This is a genomic window from Brevundimonas staleyi, assembly GCF_041893865.1.
Classification (GTDB): Bacteria; Pseudomonadota; Alphaproteobacteria; order Caulobacterales; family Caulobacteraceae; genus Brevundimonas; species Brevundimonas staleyi.
On sequence record NZ_CP169082.1, the window covers coordinates 3,033,840 to 3,058,874 of the forward strand.

The following is a 25,035-nucleotide window of genomic DNA, read 5'->3' on the forward strand; positions in this document are numbered from 1 at the left end:
CGGCGGAAAGCGTCGCCGTCATCCCCCTGCGAAAGGAGAGACGTCGCGCCGCCTTTCGCGAACCCCTTCGACCCCCTAATACAGCCCGCAATGACCGACGCCGCCCTCTCCCCGCCGCCGCCGAAACCGTCCGCCTTCCACGAGCTGGAGGTGCAATGGGTCCACCGCTGGACCGACCAGCTGTTCAGCTTCCGCGTCGCCCGCCCCGAGGATTTCCGCTTCCGCTCCGGCGAGTTCGTCATGATCGGCCTGCCGGGCCAGGACGGCGGCAAGCCCATCCTTCGCGCCTATTCGATCGCCAGCCCGAGCTGGGACGAGGAGCTGGAGTTCCTGTCGATCGCCGTGCCCGACGGCCCCCTGACCTCGCGTCTGGTCGACATCAAGCCCGGCGACACCGTCCTGATGGGCAAGAAGCCGACCGGCACCCTGGTGCTGGACGCGCTCACGGGTGGCGAGACCCTGTGGCTGATCGGGACCGGCACGGGCCTGGCCCCCTGGCTCAGCGTCGCGCGCGATCCCGACACCTACAGCCGCTTCGGCCGCGTCATCGTCTGCCACACGGTCCGCAACATCGCCGACCTCAGCTACCGCGACTTCCTGACCTCGGGCATCCACGAGGACCCGCTGATCGGCGACGAGGCGAAGGCCCAGCTGACCTACTATCCGACCGTGACCCGCGAAGACTTCGAGACGCCGGGCCGCATCACCGACCGCATCTCGTCGGGTGCCGTCTTCCGCGACCTCGGCCTGCCCGAAGGCTTCTCGCCGGAACGCGACCGGGTGATGCTGTGCGGCTCCATGGCCATGATCAAGGAGACCGCCGAACTGCTGGAGGGCTTCGGCCTGAAGGAAGGCTCCAACGCCGAGCCCGGCGACTACGTCCTGGAGCGCGCCTTTGTCGGCTGAGCTCCTTGTCTTCCGCTCATCCCCGCGAACGCGGGGACCCAGTGCTTTGGGCGATGATTGTCGAAAGCTCTGCCTCACTGTCGATCCCGGCCGCCGTGCCTCACAAAAGAACTGGGTCCCCGCTTTCGCGGGGATGAGCGGAATGATGATGCACAAGCCTGCCGTGGTTGCTGTCGATCCGCGCGTGGATCCAGGCGAATGCCAGTCGATGGTCGAGGTCCGTCAGGGCGTGGACGCCCTGGACCGCGCCCTGGTCGCCCTCCTGGCCGAGCGCCAGCGCTACATGGACGCCGCCGCCCGCATCAAGCCGAACCGCGACGCCGTCTATGATTCCGACCGCATCGAGGACGTCGTCGCCAAGGTGCTGGTCAGCGCGAAGGCCCACCACCTGTCGCCCGAAATCGCGGAACCGGTCTGGCGCCTCTTGATCGACCGCTGCATCGCCCACGAGTTCTCGATCTACGACCGCACCCGGAGCTGAGCCCATGCCCCTCGCCTACGAAGTCCACGAGGTCCTGGTCTCCGACCCGGAGGCCTATGCCGAATACGCCAGGCTGGCGGCCCCGACGGTTGCGGCCCACGGCGGTCGCTACATCGTGCGCGGCGGCAATGGCGTGGCCATCGCCGGCGACGCTCCGGCCGCCCGCGTCGTCATTCTGGAGTTCCCGGACCGCGAAACCGCCGTGGCCTGGCGCGCCTCGCCCGAATATCAGGCCGCGCTGAAGATCCGCGAGGCCGCCTCGACCTCGCGCGTCTATCTGGTGGACGGGTTCGTTCCCTGACCTGGCGAACGGGTCGTTGGCGACAAAGAATTAATTCCTTAGGCCCTCTTGCGATCTCATCGGCCGCCTCCCACATCGCGGGTCGGTCTTTGACATCTCGATCCCGCCGACGTCGCACCTCCAGCGTCCGGCTTTCAGCGCCGACCTCCAGGTCGGAATTTGGCACTTTGGCACTTTGGCACTTTGGCACTCCAAATTCGGAAACCGTGCCAAACGCCCTGAACCCAGTCATGGCCTGACCAGGGACGCCATCCAGCCTGGCGCTGCGGCCCTGGCCGTGCCAGATCAGCCCTTCAGCGACCTCAGCATCAGTTCATGCCGCCAGGCCGCGACATCGGCCAGCGCGGTATCCAGCGCGTCCCGAACGTGATCCAGCTTGGCCGGGGCCACGTCCTTCTCCGCTCCTTCCGCCTCGGCGCAAACGGCGGCCAAGGCCCCCGCCCCGATCCCGGCCGCCGCACCCCGGATCGTATGGACGGCGTCGCGCCAACCCTCGATCCGGGCGTCCAGCATCTGCGACCACATCTCGGCCTGCTGCACGAACAGGCCCAGGATCTCCTCCGCCACCCCGTCGTCGCCGCCGGTCACCGCGTCCAGCACGGCGAAGTCGACGGCGCCCGACAGGTCGCGACGGGACATCAGCCGGCCTCGGTCGGGGTCTTGGCCAGACGCGCGTTCCGCGCCGACCACAGGAAGTAGACCACCAGTCCGCCGATGTTCCAGTAGAGGAAGTAGAGCTGCGTCTGGGGCCTCAGGCTGAAGAAGAAGACGATGCAGCCGATCACGGTGATCGCCCCCACCAGCCACCACAGCGGCGCCTTGAAGGTGCGCGGACGGTTCGGGTCGCGCAGACGCAGCACGATCAGGCTGACCCCCACCGCCGCGAAGGCCGCCAGCGTCCCGGCGTTGGCCAGCGATGCCAGTTCGTCCAGACGCATGACACCGGCCAAGGCCGCCACCACGATGGCGGTGAACACCGTCACCACCGCCGGAACGCCCCGCGACGAGATCTTCGCTAGCGAGGTCGGCAGAAGGCCGTCCCGCGCCATGCCCAGGAAGATGCGGCTCTGGCCGAACAGGAAGGCCAGGAGGACGGTCGGCAGGGCGATCACGGCCGAGGCCGCGATCCACTGGGCCGCCGTCCCCTGCCCCATCTCGCGCAGGATCAGGGCCAGAGGCTCCGGGCTCTCGGCGAAGCTGGCGACCGGGCGGGCGCCGATCGCGGCGGCCGCCACGATCAGATACAGGGCCGTGCAGATCAGCATGGAGCCGACGATGCCGATGGCCAGATCGCGCTCCGGCTTCTTGGTCTCCTCCGCCGCCGTCGAGATGGCGTCGAAGCCGTAGAAGGCGAAGAAGATAATGGCCGCCGCCGCCATGACGCCCGTCTGAACCACCGGCTGTCCGGTGATGACTTCCTGGAACGGCAGGGTCGGCGAACCGAAGCCGTTCGGCATGAAGGGCGTGAAGTGGGCCGGATCGAAGGCCGGAAGGGCGATGGCCACGAAGACGATCAGGGCCAGAACCTTGATGACCACCAGGATGGCGTTCAGCGTCGCGCTCTCACGGGTGCCCAGCAGCAGCAGGCCCGTCACCACGCCGATGATGACCACCGCCGGCAGGTTGATCAGCCCGCCCTCGACGTGCGGCCCGGCGACCAGCGCCGTCGGCAGGTCGATGCCCAGCCCGGTCAGAAAGCCGACCGCATAGCCCGACCAGCCCACGGCCACGGCCGAGACGACCAGCGAGTATTCCAGGATCAGGCTCCACCCCACGACCCAGGCGACGATCTCGCCCAGCACCGCATAGGAGTAGGTATAGGCGCTGCCCGCCTGGGGCATCATGGTCGACAGCTCGGCATAGGCCAGGGCCGCGCAGGCGCAGACCAGGCCGGCCAGGGCGAACGAGATCATCACCGCCGGCCCCGCCAGCCCGGCGCCCACGCCGATCAGGGTCAGGATGCCGGTGCCGACGATCGCCCCGACGCCCAGGGCCAGCAGATGCGGCCAGCTCAGCGTCGCCTTCAGCCGGGGTCCCTCCGACGGCTGGTGCATCGCATCGATCGACTTGCGCCGGTTCCAGAAGGCCATTCGCATACTCCCCCGCTGACCCTTTCCGGGCCGATTCCGCCGGGAGCCTAGACCGCCCTGCGGCGATCCGAAACACCGGGCGAAAAAGCCTTGCATCCCGCGGCCGATATCTCTATCTCCCGCTCCCTTCGCTCAAGGGTCCTCGGACAGCGGCGAACACGGCACGGCGCTTCTTGCGCCCGCCGGACGAATGGTACGGGTGATTAGCTCAGTTGGTAGAGCAGCTGACTCTTAATCAGCGGGTCGTAGGTTCGAACCCTACATCACCCACCATCATCTCTATGATTTATTGAATAAATCGACACCGAAGAACCAGCGTTCTAGCGCGCTTATTGCTAGGACGGTGATTAGGACGGTAAAAATCGGTGTCCTTTAGGCCCCGCTGTGGGCAGCTGGGCGATCATTCTGAGCGCAATTCTGACGCCGGGCTGCTCGCTGAGGGATGCAGACGAACGGCTCCGCTCGCTCCCTTCTCTCAGCCGCCGACCGTAAGCGGTCTCGTCAGCAACGACCTGCCAAGACTTGCACCAAGGCAGTCAGGCTGCCTCCCAGACACGATTGAGGATCTGCGCCGCCAGCGCCGCCTTGTCCTGCGGGAGGAACCGACCGTAGTGGGCGGCCACCGTGTCCGGCGTGTCCTGGATCGCGTAGCTCGCTTGCTCGTAGCTGCCGGTCTGTTTCAGGATATGTGTCGCCAGTACGTCGCGAACGTTGTGCGGCCCGTGCGGTATCCGATTCTCTTTCGGCGTTGCAGCCGGCGGAAGCCGCTTTTCCCTCGAGCTTCAATGTCGCCACGGAAGAGTCGCCGCAGGACAGGAACCTGCGTGTGTGGAGGAACAGCCATCCCCTGCCCGTCCTTGGAGAACGTCAGAAAGAGACCTACTTTTTTGACATCATGACAAAGCCGTTGTCGGAGCGAATCCTGTCGGCGTTCGGCACCACGTCCGAAGGCGAACCGTTGTCGGCCAAGGCGTTGTTGCATCTCGGAAACCGAGCGGCCGTCAATCAGGCGCTGACCCGCCTGGCGCGTCGCGGCCTGATCATACGGCTGGCGCTGGGTCATTATGTCCGTCCTGTACAGACACGTTTCGGCCAACGCGCGCCCTCCGTGGAGCGGGCCGTTCAGGCTCTGTCGATCTCTCTCGGCGAGACCGTCACGATCAGCGGCGGCGCCGCCGCCAGCAGACTAGGGCTTTCGGCTCAGGTGCCTGTTCGCACCGTCTATCTGACATCTGGACCAAGCCGGATCCTCCATTTCGGCAAGCAGACCGTCGAACTGAGACATGCGCCCGAATGGTTGCTACTGGAGGCGCAGAGTCCAGCCGGCGACCTGCTCAGAGCGGCTCACTGGATCGGTGCCGAGAAAAGCCGCGAGTTGCTCGCCGCCGGCATACCTCGACTGTCACCACCAGACCGAGAGGCCCTGGCTCGGCTAAGAGCGCGATTGCCAGCCTGGCTTGCACAATCGATCAGCGATGTCGTCGTTGCGGGAGAGAGCTAGCTGGAAAAGCGAAGTCCGCTTTGCGCGGTGGGCTCAGCCGGTGAACGCAACACGCTAACTTTCTTCGGAGATGGAGCGTGGGCGATGAGGCAGCGGCGGCGGATCTATTATTCGGCGGCCCCGCGGGCAGAGATCTGGGATCGCTGGAAGGCCGGTGAGTCGATGAGCTCGATCGGACGACGGTTCGATCGCGAGTCTTCGTCGGTGTTCTCGGTGCTTTCGCCCACAGGTGGGGTCCGGCCGCCGGATCGGCGGCGGTCGGATCGGGCGCTCAGTCTGGGTGAGCGCGAGGAAGTATCGCGAGGGCTCAGCACACGTTGCTCGCTGCGGGGGATCGCCCGATCGCTGGGTCGAGCGCCTTCTACGATCAGCCGCGAAATCCAACGCAATGGAGGAGTGCAGCAGTATCGGGCGACAGGCTCCGATCAGGCGGCCTGGGAGCGGGCGCGGCGCCCCAAACCCTGCAAGCTGGCTTGCCGACCGGCCTTGGCCCGGACAGTATCGGCCAAGCTGCGGCGGAACTGGTCGCCCGAGCAGATCGCTGGCTGGCTCAAGCGCACCTGGCCGGGGGAGCCGCACAATCAGGTGTCGCACGAAACCATCTATCGCAGCCTGTTCATCCAGACCCGAGGGGTGCTGAAGAAGGAACTGCTGGACCACCTCAGGGCTCGGCGCACCATCAGACGTTCAAGGCACGCGAGCCTGAAGCGGCAAGGCCTTGGCCAGATCAAGGACGCCGTCTCCATCAGCGAACGGCCCGCCTCGGTCGAGGATCGCGCTGTCTCCGGCCATTGGGAATGGCGACCTGATCGGCGGCTCTCGGAACAGCTACGTCGCCACCCTGGTCGAGCGGCATTCGCGCTACGTCATGCTGGTCAAGGTCGCCAACAAGGACACCGAGAGCGTCGTCTCCGCCCTGATCAAACAGTCCAGGAAGCTGCCGGGCGAACTCTACAAATCCCTGACCTGGGACCGGGGGCCGGAGCTTTCTGGCCACAAACGGCTGGCGATGGCTTCCGACATCGACGTCTACTTCTGCGATCCCCGGTCACCGTGGCAACGAGGCTCGAACGAGAACACCAACCGGCTTCTGCGCCAGTACCTGCCTCACGGAACCGACCTGTCCCTGCACAGCCAGACCCAGCTCAGCGCCATCGCCCGCCAGCTCAAAGAGCGGCCCAGAAAGACCTTGCTCTATCGAACGCCAGCAGAGACCTTCGCCGAGTGTGTTGCGGCGATCGGTTGAGACCGCCGCCCAATGCGGACATCGCTCCCCTGCCCGCTTTGCGCCTAAGCGCCACTCTACAAAACAATACCGCCAGTTTGCTGCGCTCACATCGCCCCAATGGAGCGGTGTATGACCTCATGCGAACGGATCGTGGTCCATTCCGCTTCGGTCAGCGGTAAGCGAGGATAGATTTCCGCGTAGTAGGTCGCCAGGTCGCCGGAGAAAGGCCAGTCCGAGCCGGGCACGAAGGCATCGACACCGATGCGACGCATCAGGGTCGCAAGAGCCTGCAGGTCAGCAGCCGAAGTCGTCTCGTCAAATACCTGGGCCAGATCGAAGAACAGGTTCCGGCGAATGGTCGGATCGTGCTCGATCGCCGTGGCGAACCCTTCCAGCGCCGAGAGCGTGAACGCATTGGTGCCGCCCCAGCCGCCGGAGTGGGCGATGACGACAGAGACGCCGCTAGCGTGCGGCAGGATTTCGGAGAGGAAGACGGCGACATCGCTCGCTCCATAGTCCGGGGCGCGCGTCCGCATGTGGATCATGATGGCGAGATCGGCGTCCGCCGCCGCGGCGAAAACCGCCGCCAGCTTCGCGACCTGTTCGGGCGAGCGCAGATCGACGTCCGAGTTGGTCAGATGGAGCTTGATCCCCGTGACCGCCGGATCGCCCTTCCACCGCGCGATCTCGCCCAGCGCATCGTCCGCGATCGGGTTGATGCCGATGAAGGTCGAGATGCGATCGGGATGGGCGCGCGCCAGATCGACCGTGAAATCGTTGGCCGACATCATGATCTCATGCGCGTCGGGCGCCGGCGGGACCATCATCGGGCTGTGCGCCAGGTAGGCGGTCGACATCAGCCAGCCGCGCCTGATGCCGGCCGCGTCCATGTCCTTCAGCAGATCATCGACGGTCAGGGGTCCGATGAAGGCCGGGTCGCACGGCCCTTGCCGGCCCGGACTGGCGCAATAGCCCGGCAGGAAGCCCAGGATGGCGGGCGAGTGGACGTGCATATGGTGGTCGGTCCGGACCTGGACCTGGCTTCCCTCCCCGTCCTGGGCGACGGCGACGCCGGCCAGGGCCGTGGAGAGGATCAGGACCGCCGACAGCCTGCGAACGATGTTGTGCATCTCAAGCCCGATCACGGGGCCGGCGCCGACGGCGTCTGGCCCAGCAGGGTCTGCTCCCAGAACAGCAGACTGGTCCAGAAGTAGAAGTCCTCGTTCTCCTTCTTGTGGAAGCCGTGGCCCTCGTTCCGGGCCAGCAGATGCCAGGCCGTGCCGCCGTTGGCGCGCACGGCGCTGATGATCTGGTCGGCCTCGGAGGCCGGAACGCGAGGGTCGTTTCCGCCGGTCGCGACCAGCAGCGGCACGGTGATCCGGTCCACATTGGTCAGGGGCGAGATGGCCTGAAGCCTCGCGCGCTGCACCGGATCGCGCTCGTCCCCGTATTCGACGCGACGCAGATCGCGACGATAGGACTGGGTGTTCTCCAGGAAGGTGACGAAGTTCGAGATCGCCACATAGCAGTTCGCCCCCTTCAGCCGGTCGCTGTAGTGGACAGCCGTCGCGTAGCACATGTAGCCGCCGTAGGAGACGCCCGTGACCGCGAACCGATCGACGTCCAAGGCGGGATCGACCGCCAGGGCGTCCAGGAAGGAGCCGATGTCCTTGACCGTGTTCTCACGCTGGTCCGGGCCGTTATCCAGATTGACGAACCGCGTGCCGTAACCCGACGAGCCCCGGACGTTCGGATAGAAGAGCGCGATGCCCAACTCGTTCAGCAGGTAGTTGTTGGCGCCGAGGAAGCCCGGCCGCTCCTGTCCTTCCGGTCCGCCGTGGATGTCCATGATCAGCGGGCGCTTGCCCGGGAAACGCGCCGGGTCCGGCAGATAGAGGAAGCCTGACACCACCTCGCCGTCGAAGCTGGCGATCTCCACCAGACGAGGTTCGACATTAACGGCCGGGTCCAGACCGCCCGTCTCGCTGTGGGTCCACTGGGTGACGGCCAGGGTCGTCGGATCGATGGAGAAGGCGTCGCCCGGCACGCGCGCCGAGGCGAGGCTCAGGCCGATCTGGCCAGTCGAGGAAATCTGGATCGCCGGACCGATGCTGTAGGGAATGACGCCGGCCGGCAGACCGTCGACCGTGCGGACGGCGCCGCTGCCCGTATCCATCAGGCGAAGGCGCGACACGCCCGCGTCATTGATGGCGTAGGCGACGAAGGCGCCGTCGGGCGACAGGGCGTAGTCGCTGACATCCCATTTCGGTTCCGTGGAGACCGGGACGAAGGCGCCCGTCGCGGCGTCGATCCGACCCAACCGCAGGAAGTCGGAGTCCTTGTCCGACGTCGCCCAGATCGTGCCGTCCGCCGCGAACTCGGGCGAAACGTAGGAGACCTGCGCCTCTGCATCCGTGACAGGCGTCAGGACGCCGCTGGCCAAGTCGAGCGCGTAGATGATGGAGCGGTTGATCGACATCCGGTTCAGCACCAGGGCCGTCCGACCGTCGGGCGAGAAGTCGGCGATGTTCCAGCCGCCGCCCGACACCTCGGCGACGCGGCGGTCGGTCGAGGGATCACGGGGATCCATCACATAGAGGTCCATGTCGGCGCCGTTCCGGCGGCTCGAGGCATAGCCCAGCATCCGGCCGTCACGGCTCCAGGCGCCGAACCAGTTGCGGCTACGTCCGTCGGTCAGGAGCGACAGACGACCGGCGTCCAGGGTGTAGAGCTGATAGAATTCGTCGCCGCCGTTGTCCTTCTGGACCACCAGCGTATCGCCCGAGGGCGAGCGGACGGCGGCCAGGATGGGCTCGGCCTCGAAGCTGATCTGGCGGCGGTCGGCACCGGGCGCCGCGACGCTGTGCAGCTGATCGGTGGCGCCGAAGCGGGTCTTCACCAGCATCGAGCCGTCGACCGGGTTCCAGCCCAGGAAGGCGGCGCGGCGTGACTGCAGATAGGGCTGGGTCGCGGCGACCAGGCTCTGCGGCACGGTGGGCAGGCCGTCGGCGACCACGGCCGCCGGGGGCGCGACCTGGGCCAGCGCCGGAACGGCAGGGAGCGACGCGGCCAGCAGGGCGGCCAGCGCGGGAATGAGGCGGATCGTCATGGGAAGGTCTCGTCACGAAAAAGGACGCCGCCGACCTTGCGATCGACGGCGTGCAGTTGGCTCAAGCCTTAGAAGCGGTAGCGGGCGCCCACGGTCAGGTAGCGACCGATGACGTCGTAGTAGGGCGAGTACAGCGACCCCACCGGCGGATCCTTGTCGAACAGGTTCGTCACGTTCCCGTAGAGTTCGACACCCTCGGCGCCGAAGCTCGCCAGGTCCGCCGTCACACCCAGATCGACATACATGTAGGGATCGATGTCGTTGTTCACGATATTGACGGTCTTGTTGTAGACGCCGCCCGAGATGTAGCGGGCGCGCAGGTCGACGCCGAAGACGTCACCCTGCCAGGCGGCGCTGGCGTTGACGCGCAGCTTGGGCACGCCCAGGCCGAACGAATAGCCCTGGGACTCGACGTATTCGATCTCGGAGACGCCGTCGTTCGTGGTCAGGCTGTTCACCCAGGTGCCGACCAGACGCAGGTTCACCCGACCCGAGGCGCCGGGGAAGTAGAGGTCCATCGGCGCGGCGTAGGAGACTTCGGCGTCCACCCCGTCGGTGTGGTACTGGGACAGGTTCACATAGGTCGAGCGCGTCCGGATCAGGTTGCCGGCGGCGTCACGATCGACGCGCGAGCAGAGGTCCAGATTGCCGTTGAAGCAGCGGGTGACCAGGTCCTGCGGCGCGATCGTGGTGATCACGTCCTCGATGCTGATGTCGTAGTAGTCCAGCGACATGTTCAGGCCGGGCATCGACGGCGGGGCGTAGGTCACGCCCAGCGTCAGGGTATCGGCCGTCTCCGGGCGAAGGTCGGGGTTACCGCCGCCGTTGTTCAGCGTGTAGACGGTCTGGCCCTTCACCGGGTCGTTGATGTTGTTGTAGCCGGTCGTGGTGGTGGTGAAGAGTTCCGACAGGTTGGCGGACCGGATGTCGCGCGACTGGGTGATGCGACCGCGGAAGCCCGGGAAGAACTCGTTGGTGGCGCCCAGTTTCCAGGACCAGATGGATCCGGTCGTGTCGTAGTCGGAGATGCGGGCCGCGGCGTTGAACTGCAGGTCATTCAGGACCGGCAGGTCGCGGACGATCGGCACCAGAACCTCGGCGAAGGCTTCCTTGACGGTGAACTCGCCGGCCAGGGCCGAGAAGCTGAAGGTCTGGAAGGCCTGGGCGGCGTCGAGCGCGCCGACCGTCTGGACCACTTTCTCCTTGCGCGCCTCGAAACCGACGGCGATCGAGACATCACCCGCCGGCAGGCTGAACGGTTCGCCGCGCAGGTCGATGCCGCCGACGTCCAGGGTGGTCGTGGTCCGCTGCTGCGGCGTGCCGGTGACATAGGCGATGGCGGCGGCCGAAGGCGCGCCCTCGCCGAACAGGTTAATCGGCACGCAGCCGGAGTTGGCGTTGGTCAGGGTCACCCGGCAGACGGCCTGGCCGGTGATCGGGCTAATCACCGAATCCACCGCCTGGGCGTACTGGGTGCGCAGCAGGAAGCCGGGGGTGTCGATGTTGTTCTTGTATTCGCCGCGGCTGTAGTAGGCGCCCCAGCGCCAGTCGTCGCCGAACTCGCCGTCCAGAGCCACGGTCGCCTGGGTGTTGATCCGCTCGAAGTCGATCGTCGAATAGGACAGGTCGGAGTTGAACCGACCCATGGTGAACGAGGTCTGACCTGCGGCCTGCATCTGGGCGCGCACGGCGGCCGGCAGGAAGGCGTTGTTGATGCTGATCGTCAGGTTGCCGCGGTTGTGGTCGCCGAACCAGATGTAGTTGTTCCACATCCGCGAGTGACGCACGTCGGCGGTCAGGCGCAGGCTGTCGGAGAACTCATAGACCGCGCTGGCCATGGTGGCGTAGCGGCGCTGGGGCGTGACCAGCGGGCTGAGGTCGTCGTTCGACGGGCCTTCGCCGCCCACCGTATTGGTGCCGACCACGGTCCCGTAGTTGAAGGCGCGCAGCGTGCCGTCGGGATTGAAGACCCGGCCCGCATTGACGCCCGACAGGATCAGGCCGCCGACCGCCGCATTGGCGAAACCGACGTTCGGAACGGTGATGAAGGCGCCGGCGCCGTTCGAGACCTGGGCCCAGCTGCCGATGTTGGGGCGCGAGTCCTTGGGCACGACGCCGTCGTTGTCCAGGTATTCGCCGCCGATGACGAAGTGACCCCGACCGTCCAGGAAGTCCGTGCCCCAGGCCCCTTCGGCGCGGACCTGTTCCGCGTCATCGAAGGAGGAGATGCCGTATTCGGCGCCCAGCTTGCCGCCGGTGAAGTAGCGGTCGATGCCGATATTCACGACGCCGGCCACGGCGCCCGAGCCCCAGGCGGCCGATGCGCCGCCGGTGACGATATCGGCGTTCTTCACCAGGACGGTCGGAATGCTGTTCAGGTCGTTCTCGCTGGAAACCCGGCGGCCGTCGACCAGCACCAGGGTGCGGTTGATGCCCAGGCCGCGCAGGTCGACGGGGGCCGCGCCGGCACCGGTGTTGGTGCCGGTCGTCTGCGGGCCGCTGGTGGCGCGGAACTGGGGCATGTCGTTCAGGGCGGCGGCGATGTTCGGACGCGCGCCGACGGCGAGGTCTTCAGCCGTCAGCTGGACGGTCGGGGTCGGAGCCTGGAAGCCAGCGCGGTCGATGCGCGACGCGGTGACGACGACTTCCTCGACCTGGTCGGCCTGATCGGCCGACTGGGCCATGGCCGCGCCCGAGGCGAGGAGCACGACGGCGGCGGGAACGAGACTGCTGCCGATCATCAGCCTGGATCGGATCCGTTGAGAGTTTGACATGGGTATCCCCTGAAAGAGTGGCCGCTTGGCAATGGTTAGACTTCCCCCTCGGCCCCGCCGCGCTCTGCCGTCGCGTGCGAACCCGATATCGGCCGTCGAGGCTTCACGTCCCGATCCGCCGTCGTCTTCCGTTGCCCCCGCTGTCTTCTGGCCTGAGAGATTCGAACGTGCGGGCACGTCCTTGCTCCGTCGGCGAACCCGGTCCGAAGACCGTGCTGCTTTCCAGCGTCCTTATGCTCTGCGGTCCGTTTGCCTGAGCGTTTCCGGGGCGGTTGCGCCTTCGGCGTCGGGCCGAAACCCGATCTCTCCCGCGAGAGCCCTCAGAGTTAGGATCAACCTTTTCGATCCGTCAAATGAACCAAAAACAGATTATTATTTCGCTCTTAGCCCGTTAATCGCAATGATATTCTGATTTTTGGACACAGTCTATCCGCCAAGCCCGTCATGCTGCGTCGCGACATTGGCCATGACAGGTTTCTGACAGTTTCAGCGGGTCGGGATGAAAACGTGACCGTCGCAGTAAGTCATGCCGATGACGGCCGACTGTGCTCCGATGGCCACAGAGTGTCGATCGCCTAGGGCGGGGTGAGCCCGCTCGCCTTCTGGAACAGGAGGCGCGCGCTCAGCCCCGGCCGCCTCGAGCGGTTGCCGATCGTCACCTCGATCGACAGCGCCTCGGCGATCGACCGCACGATCGCGAGGCCCAGGCCGGCGCCGGTCGTCCCCGCGCTGCGCCGGCCCCGATAGAACCGCTCCTCCAGACGCGGCAGCTCGGCTTCGGGCAGACCCTCTCCATGATCCCAGACGACGACGCGCGGCCGCTGGTCCGCACCGCCCTGCCCGACCCGGATCACCACCGGCGGCCCGCCGTACTGGATCGCGTTGCGGACGAGGTTGTTCAGCATCTCGCCGATCAGGGTAGAATCCCCGCGAACCAAGACAGGTCGATCCGGCGCCCGGAACCGCACGACGGCCTCGGGGAAGGCTGCGGTCGCATCGCGAACGACGCCGGCCGCCACCTCGACCAGATCGGCCTTGCCCGACGCGATCGCGGCCTCGGCGCGGGCCAGCGCGAGCAACTGCCTCAGCACCAGATGAAGACGCGACGCGGCGTCTCTGGAGTCCGAGACCAGCAGCCTCCGGTCGGACGCCTTCATTCCCGGCGCGGCCAGCAGGGCCAGGTTGGCGGTGATGACCGACAGCGGTGTCCGAAGCTGGTGCGACGCATCGGCGGCGAACCGCTCCAGCGCCGTGGCCGACGCCTCCAGATTTCCGATCAACCCATTGAACGCCAGCACCACCGGCGAGAGCTCCTGCGGCAGACGCTCAACGGACACCGGAGTGTAATCGGCACGACGCGACGCGGACTGGTCGGTCAGGCGTCGCACCAGCCGCCGCAACGGACTGAGCCCCCACAGGATGGCGGGCCAGATCAACAACGCCGCCGCCAGCACCAGGGCCACCGGCAGGCCGATCAGGCCGAGCAGCAACTCTTGAGTGGTGGCCTTGCGGGAGTCCAAAGTCTGGGCGACCGCCACCGTCACCGGCTCGCGCACCCCCGGCACGAGCACCGTCGCCTCCGCGATCCTGACCGGCATCCCCTTCATCCGGCCGTAGCGGAAGGTCAGGTCGTTGGGCGCGGGCGGTGTCGGAGTGGTCAGGTCGCCGTATCCGGTGATGAGCACCCGACCCTGATGCACGCTGTAGAAGACGGCGTCGCGCTCCGGCCCGTCCAGCAGGCCGAGCGCCCAGGGCGAGAAGACCGCCGTCGCCCTCCCCTCGCGGGCGCCGACCTGCTGAAGAATGGCCGTCACCGATCCGGCCAGCAGACGGTCCGAGGTCCGCTCCACTACCCGGTTCGCGACCATGGCTCCGCCGGCCGCCAGCGCGATCGCCAGCACCGCGAGCGGAACGATCTGGGCGATCAGCAGACGGGTGACCAGCCTCGGTCGCGCGCGGCTCATGGATCGAGCCGGTAGCCGAGGCCTCTCAAGGTCGCGACGCGCGGCCCGTCCGGTTGCAGCTTGCGACGCAACCGGCCGACGTGGACGTCCAGCACGTTCGGAGCGACGACGCTCTCGTCCGCGAACATCTCGGCGGCCAGGAGGTCGCGGTTCACCGTCCGCCCCTGCCAGCCGATCAGCACCTTCAGCGCGGCCCATTCCTTGGGCCGAAGGTCCAGCGTCCGGCCGCCGATCCGCGCCGTCCCCGTCGCCAGGTCGCAGGTCAGCGCCCCGGCCGTCAGTATGTCCGTGGCGGCCCCGGTCTTCCGCCGCACCACCGCACGCACGCGCGCGACCAGCTCGTCCGGTTCGAACGGCTTCAGCACATAGTCGTCCGCCCCCATGTCGAGGCCCGCCACGCGATCGCGGACGGCGTCTCTGGCGGTCAGCACCACCACCGGCGTCGCCGATCCCGCGCGCCGCAACCGCCCCAGGATGTCGAACCCGTCGATGTCGGGCAGGCCGATGTCCAGGATGATGGCGTCGAAGGTCGTCGTCGCCTGGGCCGTCAACGCCGCCTCTCCGGTATCGACACAGACGGGCGCGTGGCCGGCCGCTTTCAGGGTCATGTCGAGCGACCGGCGAAGCGGCGCGTCGTCCTCGACAACGAGTATCTTCATGGTCGAAGGTATGGAGGCTGCAAGCGCGCGGCTTTCTGGGGGAGACGGATCATCGGACGCCACGGGACCTCACACGTCAAGGCGTCGCAGTTCGGGATGGTCGGCGCCCTGGTTCTGACGGTGCTGCTCAGCGGTTGTCAGCCGACCACCGAAGGCCAGGACACGCGCCCCTCCATCATTCGCGCAGCGCTGCGCGAGGGCGAGGTGGTCATCTACACGAACACCGATGTCACCGATCAGATCGCCGCCGGGTTCGAGCGTCGCTTTCCCGGCATGAAGGCCCGCTTCGTCGAGGTGACCTCCAGCAATCTGCAGACCGCCGTCGTGAGCGAGGCGGAAACGGGCGCCGGGAAGGCCGATCTGGTCTGGAGCTCGTCGATGGACATCCAGATCAAGCTGATCAACGACGGCTATGCCCAGACCTATGACAGTCCGGAGGCCCACGACCTGCCCAACTGGGCGGTCTGGCGCGATCAGGGGTTCGGCGTCACGGCGGAGCCCATCGTCTTCGCCTACAACCGGCGACTGCTGCCGCCGGACCAGGTTCCACGCTCCCACGCCGCCCTGCTGGAGGCGCTCCGCACCGACCCTGAGCGCTGGCGGGGCAAGATCGCCACCTACGACCCCGAGACGAGCGGCGTCGGCTTCATGTATCTGTCGGCGGACACCCAGGTTTATCCGGAGGCCTGGTCCCTGCTCGCCGCCATCGGCGAGAGCGGACCCAGCCTGGACGTCGCCGGCGGCGTGATCCTGGGCAAGCTCGACACCGGCGAGCGGCTACTGGTCTACAATATGAACGCGATCTACGCCCGCTGGTGGACCCGCCACCGGAACCTGGACGTGGTCTATGTCACGCCCGAGGACTACCACCTGTCGATCTCGCGGGTGGCCTTCATCCCGAAGTCCGCGCCCCATCCCAACGCCGCCCGGCTGTTCCTCGACTATCTGATGTCTGAGGAAGGACAGGCCACGCTCGAACAAGCCGGCTTCACCCCCGTTCGCGACGGCGGGGTCGAAACGCCGGGCGCGCGGCCCATCCGCGTCGGCCCCGCCCTCTTGGCGAATCTGGATCAGTCTCGCCGAGCGAGCCTGTTGTCGGAGTGGCGCGACCGGGTGCATCCGCAGTCCGCCGGGGACTGATCCTGGAAAATTCGGGCGGGTCGCAGAAATTTTCGCGACCGCAAATCTGTCACCGACCTGTCAGCCCATCGAGCAGCAGGCTTGCCCTCCGCATCGCACTATCGGCGGCATCGGCGAACTGCAAAAACAATGCGACGAGAACCGCAGAGCCTGCAAAAATCTGCCAAAAGTCAGCCATTTGACTTAAAAATATGCACCTCCCTAGGGTCCGTCCACTGACGAACCGGCCCATGGGAGATGGATCTCCGGGTGGGCGACCGTTCGTCCCAAGGGGATGACCAATGAAACATCTGCTCGCCGCCGTCGCGACCGCGGCCATGATCGTCGCGGCCGGCGGCCTGACCGCATCGAACGCCTCGGCCCAGGACGCCGCCTATCACACCGCGCCCGAGCCGATGGCGGCCCTGGCTGAGGCCCTGCCCACGCCGCAGCTGATCCTGTCGCCCTCGGCGGGCGCCGCACCGCGCCGCGCCCTGATCGCCCAGCCCTACGGCATCCGGGCCATCGCCGAACTGGCCGAGCCGGAACTGCGGCTCGCCGGCTTCCGCTTCAACCCGACGACCTATGCGAAGCTGCGTGAGCCCTGGGGCCTGACCTACTATCGCAGCCTGGCGCTTCAGGACTTCCCGACCGGGACGCCGCAACCGGTCGCGGGCCTGCCGACCACCGGCCGGATCACCAGCGTCGAGTGGTCGCCGGACGGCCGCAAGGTGCTGGCCACCGTGGCCGGGTTCGAGAACGGCCAGGGCCACGGGCTGTGGGTCGTGGACGTGGAGACCGGCCGGGCCAGCCGGATCGAGGGCGTGTTCCTGAACGGCGTCCTCTCCCCGCCCTGCCGCTGGATGGCTGACAGCCGGTCGATGCTGTGCCGCACCGTCCCGACCGATCGCGGCCCCGAGCCTGTCCGCACGGCCCTGGCCATCGCCCCCTCGGTCCAGTCCAGTGAGGGGCCCGCCGCACCCGGCCGCACCTATCAGGACCTGCTGACCAATCCGAGCGACGAAGCGCTGTTCGACTATCACATGACGACCCAGGTCGCGGTCGTCGGCGTGGACGGCCGGATCACCCCCGTCGGCGCCCCCGCCATCGTCGATGTCGCCGAGCCCTCGCCCGACGGCGCCTGGATCCTGCTCAGCGAGCGGGTTCGGCCCTATTCCTACCAGTTCCCGATCGCCAAATTCCCGCAGCGCATCTCGGTCGTTCGCCTGTCGGACGGCGCGCGGACAGTGCTGGCCGAAAAGCCGCTGGAAGACGCCGTGCCGATTTCCTTCGACGCGGTAGGCTCGGGCCCCCGCGCGCCGGGCTGGCGGTCGGATGCACCCGCGACCGTCTACTGGCTAAACGCCCTGGACGGCGGGGATCCGGGCCGCGACATCGCCGTGCGCGACGAGGTCGCCACCCTGTCCGCGCCCTTCGATCAGCCGGCCCAGACCCTGGCCCAGGTCTCGACGCGGATCAGCGCCGTACACTGGGGCGACGCCTCCACCGCCCTGATCGAGGAGACCTGGTACAAGACCCGCGCCCGTCGCATCAGCCGGATCGACCCGACCCAACCGGGCGCCCCTGCTCTGCAGCTCTACGCCGGCGCCAGCGACGACCGCTACGGCGACCCGGGCGAGCCGATGCCCCATGCGAATGCGGCCGGCGCCCCCGTCCTAGATATTACCGGATCCGAGGTTCTGTTCTCCGGCCCCGGCGGCACGCCCCAGGGCGACCGGCCCGTCGTCATCGGCCTTAACCTCACCGACGGCGCTCGCCGCGAAATCTGGCGCTCGCCGTCCGATTTTTACGAAGAGCCGCATGAGGTCCTGGACGACGGTCGCATCCTGGTCCGCCGCGAGAGTGCGATCGTCAGCCCGAACTTCTACCTGACCGGAACCGATGGTCTTGAGACGGCGGTCACCACCTTCGCCAGCCCTTACGGTGACCGGCCCCTGGCCCAGCGCCGGATGCTTCACTACACCCGCGCCGACGGCGTGCCCCTGACCGCGACCCTCTATCTACCGCCGAACTACAAGGCCGAGGACGGTCCCCTACCGACCATCCTTCACGCCTATCCGGCCGAGTTCAAAAATCGCGAGGCGGCGGGACAGGTGAACGGCTCCCCGAACCGCTATCCCGAGTACGGCTTCTACGACCTGCCGCCCCTTCTGGCCCAGGCCGGGTTCGCGGTTCTGTTCAACACCAGCTTGCCCGTCATCGGCGAAGGCGACGCCGAGCCAAACGACACCTTCGTCGAACAGATCACGGCCGGCGCCTCGGCCGCCATCGACGAGGGCGTCCGCCTGGGCGTCGTGGACCGCGACCGCGTCGGCGTCACGGGCCACTCCTACGGCGCCTTCATGACCGGCAATCTTCTGGCCCACACGGATCTGTTCAAGGCCGGCGTGGCTCTGAGCGGCGCCTATAACCGCAGCCTGACGCCCTTCGGCTTCCAGCGCGAGGAACGGACCTACTGGCAGGACCCCGAGCTCTACTACCGGATGTCGCCCTTCTCCTACGCCGACCAGATCAAGGAGCCCCTCCTGCTGATCCACGGCGGCGCCGACGACAACCAGGGCACCTTCCTGATCCAGAGCGAGCGGTTCTATGCCGCGCTGAAGGGCAATGGCACGAAAACCCGACTGGTCGTCATGCCCTACGAGGCACACCGCTACGATGCGCGCGAGACAACCAACGACCTTCTTTGGGAATGGACGGACTGGTTCACGCGTTACCTACAGTAGCGGCGGCTTTTGTCGGCATGTGGCCAGCGCCTCGATAATCCGTGAAAGGTCGCCCCAAGCCTAAAGCAGACATCTCGACGGATCGTAGAAGCGGAAACCCGAAGTGGATAACTTTTCTCATTAGGACGGAGCAATTAGCAGGTCCTAGCTTCAAAATATTTGTTAGAGCGCTGAAATATATATGCTTAGAAGTATGACCCAGCAGCCAGATCGCCCTTTATTCTTCAGATTCAGCTCTTAATCAGCGGGTCGCAGGTTCGAACCCTACATCACCCACCATCGTCCTATGATTTCATTGAAAAAATTGAAACGGTAAAACGGTGTCCTTCTGCGCTGGCTGAGAGTAGCTGGTCCGCTTGCTGAAGGACAGGGAACGGGACGAGGCTGCGCCAGATTGGCAAGATCGCGACCGCCTTTGACGATGTCGTCGTCACCGGTCGCCGGGGCGAAGCGACCAGTTCGCGCGGGCGGACGCCCCTCCCCTGTGGCTCGGCCACGACGCCGCCGACACCGTCGTCCACGACGAGGACACGATCCTTTTGAGTGCGCGTATGCGAGAACTGGTGGGAGCAGCGAAGCGAAACTCTATCCGGGCCTTTCCCACGAAGACCTGATCGCGACCTTCTCGCCCCTGTTCCACAAGAAGGCGACCGTCCTGGCCGATGTGTCCGACTTCTTCCACCGCACTTTGGGTTAGCCGAAATCCCGGCGCGGACGCATCCCATCCTCGACAGAGCCGTAGTTACTTCATGATCCCGCACGGACGTGAAGATGACCGCAACTGAAACCGAAGCCTTCGCCCTCGCTCCGACGGCCAGCGGGCGCTCGATGCGGTCTGGTTCGCCGTTCGCGAAAGCGCTGGCGTCGCTCTGGCGTGTCGGAGGCCTGACGTTGGTGGAGCCCTCCGGCCAGGCCCGCGCGATTGGTCCGCAGACCCCGAGATCGGGCGATCCGATCGTCTGGCGCCTCAGGCATTGGCGGGCCGTCCGCCGGATGATCACGCGCGGCGACATCGGGTTCGCGGAGGGCTATGTCGCCGGCGACTGGGACACGCCCGATCTGACGAAGCTGCTGCTGGCCTTCGCCGAGAACTACGACCATCTGGAGCGGATGGTCGGCGGCAACCCGCTGGCGCGTGGACTGGACGCCGTCGTGCATGCCCTGTCCGGCAATACGCGGCGCGGGTCGCGGCGGAACATCGTCGCCCACTACGATCTCGGCAACGACTTCTACGCCGGGTGGCTCGATCCCGGGATGACCTATTCGGCGGCTCTTTTCGAGCATCCGGATCAGATCCTCGAAGAGGCCCAGCGCGCCAAGTATGCGGCGCTCGCCGACGCCTGCGACATTCGTCCGGGTCAGTCGGTTCTGGAGATCGGCTGCGGCTGGGGCGGGTTCGCCGAATATCTGGCCCGAGAGCGCGGCGTGACCGTCACCGCCATCACCCTGTCGCCTTCGCAGAAGGCCTGGGCCGACCGGTGCATCCGCCAGGCCGGGCTGGAGGACCGCGTCTCCATCCAGTTGATCGACTATCGCGACGTCCCCGGAACCTTCGATCGCATCGTTTCGGTCGAGATGTTCGAGGCAGTCGGCGAGGCCTATTGGCCCACCTTCTTCGAGACCGTTCGCGACCGCCTGACGCCGGGCGGTCGCGCGGCGCTGCAGATCATCACCATCCAGGACGCCCTGCTGCCGGTCTATCGTCGGCGTCCGGACTTCATCCAGATGCACGTCTTCCCCGGCGGCATGCTGCCCTCGGAGGAGAGGCTGGAAGCCGTGACGTCGGATGCGGGTCTGAGCGGACAGGTCGTCCGTCGCTTCGGCGCCGACTATGCCGAGACCCTGCGGCGCTGGCGCATCGCCTTCGACGCGGCCGCCGCGCCCGGCAAGGACGAGCGGTTCCGCAGGCTGTGGCGCTACTACCTCGCCTATTGCGAGGCCGGGTTTCTGTCGGGTCGGATAGACGTGGTCCACATGACGGTCGAGGCATCCCCGACGCCCGCTCACGCGTAGTTCCCTGAGTTCAAAGACGCCGATGAGGGATCACTCGCATGTTCGACCGCCTCCACGACGCCGCCCAGCCGCCCCGCCGGATCGCGGTCGTTGGCGCGGGGATTTCGGGACTGTCGGCGGCCTGGCTGTTGTCGCAACGGCATGAGGTCGTGCTGTTCGAGGCCGAGGACCGGCTGGGCGGCCATTCCTGCACGGTTCAGGCGCCGTCGCCGGACGGGCCGGTCGCGGTGGACACCGGCTTCATCGTCTACAACGCGCCCAACTATCCGAACTTCACCGCCCTCTTGGACCATCTCGGCGTCGCCAGCGCCCCGGCCCACATGTCCTTCGCCGTCTCGATGAAGGACGGCGCGTTCGAGTATTCCAGTCACGGCGCGCGCGGTCTGTTCGCGCAGAAGCGCAACCTTGCCAGCCCGAAGTTCTGGAGCATGCTGCTGGACCTCAAGCGGTTCCACCGGACGGCCGTCGGCGATCTGGCCGAACTGGACCGGTCGCTCTGTTCGCTGGGCCGCTATCTGGAGGATCGCAAATACGGCGAGGGGTTCCGCGACCTGCATCTGTTGCCCCAGGCGGCGGCGATCTGGTCGTCCACACCGCGCCAGATGGCCGACTATCCGGCGGCGGCCTTCATCCGCTTCTACCAGAACCACCGCCTGCTGGAGGTCGACATGGCCCCGAACTGGGGCACGGTCGCGGGCGGCAGCATCCAGTACGTCCAGGCCCTCGCCGCCGCCTTCAGGGGGCAGATCCGACTGGCCGCTCCGGTCCAGCGGATCGAGCGCGACGACCTCGGCGTCACGATCCACAGCCGTCACGGCGCCGAGCGGTTCGACGCCGTCGTCCTGGCCGTCCATTCGGATCAGGCCCTGGCCATGCTGGCGGAACCCACCGCCGACGAGCGCCGCCTGCTCGGCGCCGTCGCCTATGGTCGCAACCGCGTCGTCCTGCACCGCGACCGCAGTCTGATGCCGCGCCGCAAGGAGGCCTGGGCCGCCTGGAACTATGTCGGCGCCGCCGGGACCGAGGCCGGATCGGCCAGCGTCACCTACTGGATGAACCTGCTTCAGGGCCTGCCCGGCCCGGATATGTTCGTCACTCTGAACCCAGACCGCGAGCCCGATCCGGCGCTGGTTCTGGCCGACCGTGACTTCGACCACCCGATCTACAATGCCGCCGCGCTCGAGGCCCAGCGCGCGCTCGGCTCGCTTCAGGGACGGAACCATAGCTGGTTCGCCGGCGCCTGGTTCGGCTCAGGCTTCCACGAGGACGGCCTGCAGGCCGGACTGGCGGCCGCCGAAGGCATCGGCGGGGTGCGCCGTCCGTGGACCGTCCAGAACGAAAGCGCCCGCATTCCCCTGCCCGTTCCAATGGCCGCCGCCGCATGACCGGATCGGCGCTGATCTCCGGCGTCTATTCCGGTTCGGTGTTCCACCGCCGCCTGCGTCCGCGCGCTCACTCGCTGCGCTATCGCCTCTTCATGCTGCTGGTCGATCTGGACGAGTGGGACGGTCTGGTCGGTCGGTTGCGCTGGCTGGGCGCCGGCCGGTTCGGACTGATGAGCCTGCGCCAGACGGATCACGGCGACGGCTCCACCACTTCGCTCAAGACCCAGATGGAGCGCCGCCTGACCGACGCCGGCCTGCCGACCGGGGGCCGCATCCAGCTTCTGACCCTGCCGCGCATCCTCGGCTATGGCTTCAATCCGCTCAGCGTCTTCTACTGCCACGACAACGAGGGTCGGCTCAGCGCCATCCTCTATGAGGTGTCCAACACTTTCGGCGGTCGGCATTCCTATCTGATGCCCGTCGGCGCCGCGACCGGACCGGTGCGTCAGGCGGTGGACAAGGCCTTTCACGTCTCGCCCTTCATGGACATGGACCTGACCTACCGGTTCGAGGTCGAACCGCCGACAGGCGCCGAGGACGAGACCACGCGCGTCTCCATCGCCGTCCAAGACGCCGAGGGTCCGATCCTGCTGACCGGCTTCTCAGGCCGTCGCGCCGAGATGACCGACGCCGCCCTGCGCCACGCCTGGCTGGGCCATCCGCTCCTGACGCTCAAGGTCATCGGCGGCATCCACTGGGAGGCGCTGAAGCTGATCCTCAAGGGCCTGCGCCTGCGCGGCGGCGTCACGCCTGAGCATCCCGTCACGGTCGGGGGACCATCCGAACACGGAGTCCGACATGCCTAGATCCCTCGCCGTCCTGACCGCCGCCCTCCTGCTGATCGCCACGGCCGCCTCGGCCGATGCGCCCGAGCCGCGCCGCACCATCGACCTCGACCGTTTCATGGGCCGCTGGCACGAGATCCTGCGCACGCCGAACGATCACCAGCGCGACTGCTGGGCCGCCAGTCAGGTCTGGACCCGCCGCGCGCCCAACGACTTCTCCATCGTCCAGAGCTGCCATCGCGGTTCGCGCGACGGCCGGGTCACGACCTTCAACACCCGCGCCCGCGTCACCGACACCACGACCAACGCCAAGTTCGAAGCCAGCTTCTTCGCCGGCCTGATCCGCCAGCGTTACTGGGTCATCGACATCGCGCCCGACTACAGCTGGATGATCGCCACGACGGCCGACGGCCAATTCCCGGCCCTGCTGTCCCGCAGCCCGACGATGAGCGCGGCCCAGCAGACGCAACTTCGCAATCGCATGGCCGAACTGGGCCTGCCCACCCGCCAACTGATCCAGCGCTGAGGGACCCGCCATGACCACGATCGCAGAGCGCGTGAACAAGCTTCAGGACGCGCCCTTCCCCGACTTCGTCACCCGGCCGGCCATCGCCCTTCTGGTCGCCAATGCGCGCAAGGGCTTCGCCGCCGCGCCAGAGGACGACGCCGTCTTCGCCCGCGAGATGGCCGCCCGTCCGGTCGCCGAACACACGGACGCCGCCAACCAGCAGCACTACGAACTGCCCGCCCGCTTCTTCCAGCTCTGCCTCGGCCCGCACCGGAAATACTCCAGCTGCTTCTACGAGACGCCGACCCCCAGCCTGGGCGACGCCGAGGCGTCGGCCCTGCGGATCACCTGCGAGCACGCTGATCTGAAGGACGGGCAAACCATTCTGGAACTCGGCTGCGGCTGGGGGTCGCTGTCGCTCTGGATGGCCGAACACTATCCCGCCTCGAGCATCACCGCCGTCTCCAACTCCCGGAGCCAGAAGGCCTTCATCGACTCGGAGGCCGCTGCGCGGGGCCTGACCAACCTGACGGTCATCACCGCCGACATGAACGTCTTCACCATCGACCGGACCTTCGACCGGATCGTCTCGGTGGAGATGTTCGAGCATATGGCCAACTGGCGCGCGCTCCTGACCAAGGCCCGCACCTGGCTGAGGCCGGACGGCCGCATGTTCATGCACGTCTTCAGCCACATCGACGCCCCCTATCGGTTCGAGGTCTCCGACGAGGCCGATTTCATCGCCCAGCATTTCTTCACAGGCGGCGTCATGCCCAGCCACACTCTGATCCGCCAGTACGCCGACCTGTTCGAGGTCGAACAGGACTGGCGCTGGAGCGGGACCCACTACCGGCGCACGGCCGACGACTGGCTGGCGAATTTCGACGCCAACGCCCACGAGATCCGCTTCCTGATGCAGCAGGTCTACGGCGCCGATCACGCCCTGTGGATGCGTCGCTGGCGGCGGTTCTTCATGGCCACCGCCGGCCTGTTCGGCCACGCCGACGGAACGGTCTGGGGCGTCAGCCACTATCGGCTCAAGGGAGCCTGAGCCATGCGCTACGTCGTCGCCTACCTGTCGTCCGCCCTCGTCATGGCGGTGCTGGACGCGATCTGGCTGACCCTCATGGGCGACCGGCTCTATCGGCCGGTTCTGGGTGACTGGATGAACCGTCAGGTCAACTGGCCGCCCGCCATCGCCTTCTATCTGCTGTTCCTGTTCGGCCTGACGGTTCTCGCGACCGCCCCGGCGCTCCAGCAGGGCTCCTGGACCAAGGCCGCCATCAACGGCGCCGTCTTCGGCCTCGTCGCCTACGCCACCTACGACCTGACCAACCACGCGACGCTGGGGCGTTGGTCCACGACCATCACGCTGGCCGACATGGCGTGGGGGACGTTTCTGGCCTGCACGGCCGCGATGGCGGGTTATTTCGGATCGCGCTGGCTGGTCCGGTAGCAGAACGAA

19 protein-coding genes, 1 tRNA gene, 2 pseudogenes and 2 riboswitches are annotated in these 25,035 nt (G+C 67.0%); of the genes and pseudogenes, 14 read left to right on the plus strand and 8 right to left on the minus strand.

What is annotated here, in order from left to right:
- Positions 1-90 precede the first annotated feature (90 nt).
- From ACETK8_RS15340 to ACETK8_RS15350, 3 genes are all read left to right on the plus strand, one after another.
- Positions 91-906, plus strand: coding sequence for a ferredoxin--NADP reductase (locus ACETK8_RS15340; RefSeq protein WP_374036700.1), 816 nt, complete (start codon positions 91-93; stop codon positions 904-906).
- Between the two features lie 148 nt (positions 907-1,054).
- On the plus strand, positions 1,055-1,387 hold the full coding sequence (locus ACETK8_RS15345) for a chorismate mutase (RefSeq protein ID WP_374039415.1): 333 nt from the start codon (positions 1,055-1,057) through the stop codon (positions 1,385-1,387).
- A gap of 4 nt (positions 1,388-1,391) precedes the next feature.
- Complete coding sequence (locus ACETK8_RS15350) at positions 1,392-1,688, plus strand: DUF1330 domain-containing protein (RefSeq protein ID WP_374036701.1); 297 nt, start codon at positions 1,392-1,394, stop codon at positions 1,686-1,688.
- Between the two features lie 285 nt (positions 1,689-1,973).
- On the opposite strand, the gene ACETK8_RS15355 is transcribed toward ACETK8_RS15350, so the two are convergent.
- Positions 1,974-2,327: an Hpt domain-containing protein gene (locus ACETK8_RS15355; protein ID WP_374036702.1), complete on the minus strand. Its 354-nt coding sequence runs from the start codon at positions 2,325-2,327 to the stop codon at positions 1,974-1,976.
- Positions 2,327-3,778, minus strand: coding sequence for an amino acid permease (locus ACETK8_RS15360; protein WP_374036703.1), 1,452 nt, complete (start codon positions 3,776-3,778; stop codon positions 2,327-2,329). The genes ACETK8_RS15355 and ACETK8_RS15360 overlap by 1 nt, the downstream gene beginning before the upstream one ends.
- 197 nt (positions 3,779-3,975) lie before the next feature.
- Here ACETK8_RS15360 and ACETK8_RS15365 point away from each other — a divergent pair.
- A tRNA-Lys gene (locus tag ACETK8_RS15365) sits at positions 3,976-4,051 on the plus strand.
- A gap of 263 nt (positions 4,052-4,314) precedes the next feature.
- Here the strand turns inward: ACETK8_RS15365 and ACETK8_RS15370 are convergent.
- Positions 4,315-4,518 (minus strand): annotated as a pseudogene (locus ACETK8_RS15370) (hypothetical protein); the annotation flags it as partial.
- Positions 4,519-4,673: 155 nt separating this feature from the next.
- On the opposite strand from ACETK8_RS15370, the gene ACETK8_RS15375 reads away from it, so the two are divergent.
- Positions 4,674-5,279, plus strand: a complete 606-nt coding sequence (locus ACETK8_RS15375; RefSeq protein WP_374039416.1) for a DUF6088 family protein — start codon at positions 4,674-4,676, stop codon at positions 5,277-5,279.
- Between the two features lie 84 nt (positions 5,280-5,363).
- Positions 5,364-6,525 (plus strand): annotated as a pseudogene (locus ACETK8_RS15380) (IS30 family transposase).
- An 86-nt stretch (positions 6,526-6,611) separates the two neighbouring features.
- Here ACETK8_RS15380 and ACETK8_RS15385 read toward each other — a convergent pair.
- The 5 genes from ACETK8_RS15385 to ACETK8_RS15405 all read right to left on the minus strand — a co-directional run bounded on the left by ACETK8_RS15385 (position 6,612) and on the right by ACETK8_RS15405 (position 15,013).
- Positions 6,612-7,652 carry an amidohydrolase family protein gene (locus ACETK8_RS15385; RefSeq protein ID WP_374036704.1) on the minus strand — a complete coding sequence of 347 codons (1,041 nt, stop codon included), beginning with the start codon at positions 7,650-7,652 and terminating at the stop codon, positions 6,612-6,614.
- Positions 7,649-9,616, minus strand: coding sequence for a S9 family peptidase (locus ACETK8_RS15390; RefSeq protein WP_374036705.1), 1,968 nt, complete (start codon positions 9,614-9,616; stop codon positions 7,649-7,651). The genes ACETK8_RS15385 and ACETK8_RS15390 overlap by 4 nt, the downstream gene beginning before the upstream one ends.
- Positions 9,617-9,684: 68 nt before the next feature.
- Positions 9,685-12,390 carry a TonB-dependent receptor domain-containing protein gene (locus ACETK8_RS15395; RefSeq protein WP_374036706.1) on the minus strand — a complete coding sequence of 902 codons (2,706 nt, stop codon included), beginning with the start codon at positions 12,388-12,390 and terminating at the stop codon, positions 9,685-9,687.
- A gap of 138 nt (positions 12,391-12,528) precedes the next feature.
- Positions 12,529-12,618: riboswitch (glycine riboswitch) on the minus strand.
- Between the two features lie 3 nt (positions 12,619-12,621).
- Positions 12,622-12,711, minus strand: a riboswitch (glycine riboswitch).
- A 254-nt stretch (positions 12,712-12,965) separates the two neighbouring features.
- Positions 12,966-14,354 (minus strand): sensor histidine kinase N-terminal domain-containing protein, encoded by a 1,389-nt coding sequence (locus ACETK8_RS15400; RefSeq protein WP_374036707.1) that lies wholly within the window; start codon positions 14,352-14,354, stop codon positions 12,966-12,968.
- Positions 14,351-15,013, minus strand: coding sequence for a response regulator (locus ACETK8_RS15405; protein WP_374036708.1), 663 nt, complete (start codon positions 15,011-15,013; stop codon positions 14,351-14,353). Before ACETK8_RS15405 ends, ACETK8_RS15400 begins: the two co-directional genes overlap by 4 nt.
- A 96-nt stretch (positions 15,014-15,109) precedes the next feature.
- On the opposite strand from ACETK8_RS15405, the gene ACETK8_RS15410 reads away from it, so the two are divergent.
- From ACETK8_RS15410 to ACETK8_RS15445, 8 genes are all read left to right on the plus strand, one after another.
- Positions 15,110-16,153, plus strand: coding sequence for an ABC transporter substrate-binding protein (locus tag ACETK8_RS15410; protein WP_374036709.1), 1,044 nt, complete (start codon positions 15,110-15,112; stop codon positions 16,151-16,153).
- A 281-nt stretch (positions 16,154-16,434) separates the two neighbouring features.
- Entirely contained in the window at positions 16,435-18,879 is a 2,445-nt protein-coding gene (locus tag ACETK8_RS15415) for a S9 family peptidase (protein WP_374036710.1), read from the plus strand.
- Between the two features lie 771 nt (positions 18,880-19,650).
- Complete coding sequence (locus ACETK8_RS15420) at positions 19,651-20,892, plus strand: class I SAM-dependent methyltransferase (RefSeq protein ID WP_374036711.1); 1,242 nt, start codon at positions 19,651-19,653, stop codon at positions 20,890-20,892.
- 38 nt (positions 20,893-20,930) lie between these two features.
- On the plus strand, positions 20,931-22,277 hold the full coding sequence (locus ACETK8_RS15425; RefSeq protein WP_374036712.1) for an NAD(P)/FAD-dependent oxidoreductase: 1,347 nt from the start codon (positions 20,931-20,933) through the stop codon (positions 22,275-22,277).
- On the plus strand, positions 22,274-23,083 hold the full coding sequence (locus ACETK8_RS15430; protein WP_374036713.1) for a DUF1365 domain-containing protein: 810 nt from the start codon (positions 22,274-22,276) through the stop codon (positions 23,081-23,083). Before ACETK8_RS15425 ends, ACETK8_RS15430 begins: the two co-directional genes overlap by 4 nt.
- Complete coding sequence (locus ACETK8_RS15435) at positions 23,076-23,588, plus strand: lipocalin family protein (protein ID WP_374036714.1); 513 nt, start codon at positions 23,076-23,078, stop codon at positions 23,586-23,588. The genes ACETK8_RS15430 and ACETK8_RS15435 overlap by 8 nt, the downstream gene beginning before the upstream one ends.
- Before the next feature lie 10 nt (positions 23,589-23,598).
- Positions 23,599-24,621: an SAM-dependent methyltransferase gene (locus ACETK8_RS15440; RefSeq protein WP_374036715.1), complete on the plus strand. Its 1,023-nt coding sequence runs from the start codon at positions 23,599-23,601 to the stop codon at positions 24,619-24,621.
- Between the two features lie 3 nt (positions 24,622-24,624).
- On the plus strand, positions 24,625-25,026 hold the full coding sequence (locus ACETK8_RS15445; RefSeq protein ID WP_374036716.1) for a DUF2177 family protein: 402 nt from the start codon (positions 24,625-24,627) through the stop codon (positions 25,024-25,026).
- Positions 25,027-25,035: the final 9 nt, after the last annotated feature.

What these genes read in the sequence shown, in the direction of transcription:
- ACETK8_RS15340 (WP_374036700.1), top strand. Translation starts at nt 91, where the DNA reads ATGACCGACGCCGCCCTCTCCCCGCCGCCGCCGAAACCGTCCGCCTTC.
- ACETK8_RS15345 (WP_374039415.1), top strand. Translation starts at nt 1,055, where the DNA reads ATGCACAAGCCTGCCGTGGTTGCTGTCGATCCGCGCGTGGATCCAGGC.
- ACETK8_RS15350 (WP_374036701.1), top strand. Translation starts at nt 1,392, where the DNA reads ATGCCCCTCGCCTACGAAGTCCACGAGGTCCTGGTCTCCGACCCGGAG.
- ACETK8_RS15355 (WP_374036702.1), bottom strand. Translation starts at nt 2,327, where the DNA reads ATGTCCCGTCGCGACCTGTCGGGCGCCGTCGACTTCGCCGTGCTGGAC.
- ACETK8_RS15360 (WP_374036703.1), bottom strand. Translation starts at nt 3,778, where the DNA reads ATGGCCTTCTGGAACCGGCGCAAGTCGATCGATGCGATGCACCAGCCG.
- ACETK8_RS15375 (WP_374039416.1), top strand. Translation starts at nt 4,674, where the DNA reads ATGACAAAGCCGTTGTCGGAGCGAATCCTGTCGGCGTTCGGCACCACG.
- ACETK8_RS15390 (WP_374036705.1), bottom strand. Translation starts at nt 9,616, where the DNA reads ATGACGATCCGCCTCATTCCCGCGCTGGCCGCCCTGCTGGCCGCGTCG.
- ACETK8_RS15395 (WP_374036706.1), bottom strand. Translation starts at nt 12,390, where the DNA reads ATGTCAAACTCTCAACGGATCCGATCCAGGCTGATGATCGGCAGCAGT.
- ACETK8_RS15400 (WP_374036707.1), bottom strand. Translation starts at nt 14,354, where the DNA reads ATGAGCCGCGCGCGACCGAGGCTGGTCACCCGTCTGCTGATCGCCCAG.
- ACETK8_RS15405 (WP_374036708.1), bottom strand. Translation starts at nt 15,013, where the DNA reads ATGAAGATACTCGTTGTCGAGGACGACGCGCCGCTTCGCCGGTCGCTC.
- ACETK8_RS15410 (WP_374036709.1), top strand. Translation starts at nt 15,110, where the DNA reads ATGGTCGGCGCCCTGGTTCTGACGGTGCTGCTCAGCGGTTGTCAGCCG.
- ACETK8_RS15415 (WP_374036710.1), top strand. Translation starts at nt 16,435, where the DNA reads ATGAAACATCTGCTCGCCGCCGTCGCGACCGCGGCCATGATCGTCGCG.
- ACETK8_RS15420 (WP_374036711.1), top strand. Translation starts at nt 19,651, where the DNA reads ATGACCGCAACTGAAACCGAAGCCTTCGCCCTCGCTCCGACGGCCAGC.
- ACETK8_RS15425 (WP_374036712.1), top strand. Translation starts at nt 20,931, where the DNA reads ATGTTCGACCGCCTCCACGACGCCGCCCAGCCGCCCCGCCGGATCGCG.
- ACETK8_RS15430 (WP_374036713.1), top strand. Translation starts at nt 22,274, where the DNA reads ATGACCGGATCGGCGCTGATCTCCGGCGTCTATTCCGGTTCGGTGTTC.
- ACETK8_RS15435 (WP_374036714.1), top strand. Translation starts at nt 23,076, where the DNA reads ATGCCTAGATCCCTCGCCGTCCTGACCGCCGCCCTCCTGCTGATCGCC.
- ACETK8_RS15440 (WP_374036715.1), top strand. Translation starts at nt 23,599, where the DNA reads ATGACCACGATCGCAGAGCGCGTGAACAAGCTTCAGGACGCGCCCTTC.
- ACETK8_RS15445 (WP_374036716.1), top strand. Translation starts at nt 24,625, where the DNA reads ATGCGCTACGTCGTCGCCTACCTGTCGTCCGCCCTCGTCATGGCGGTG.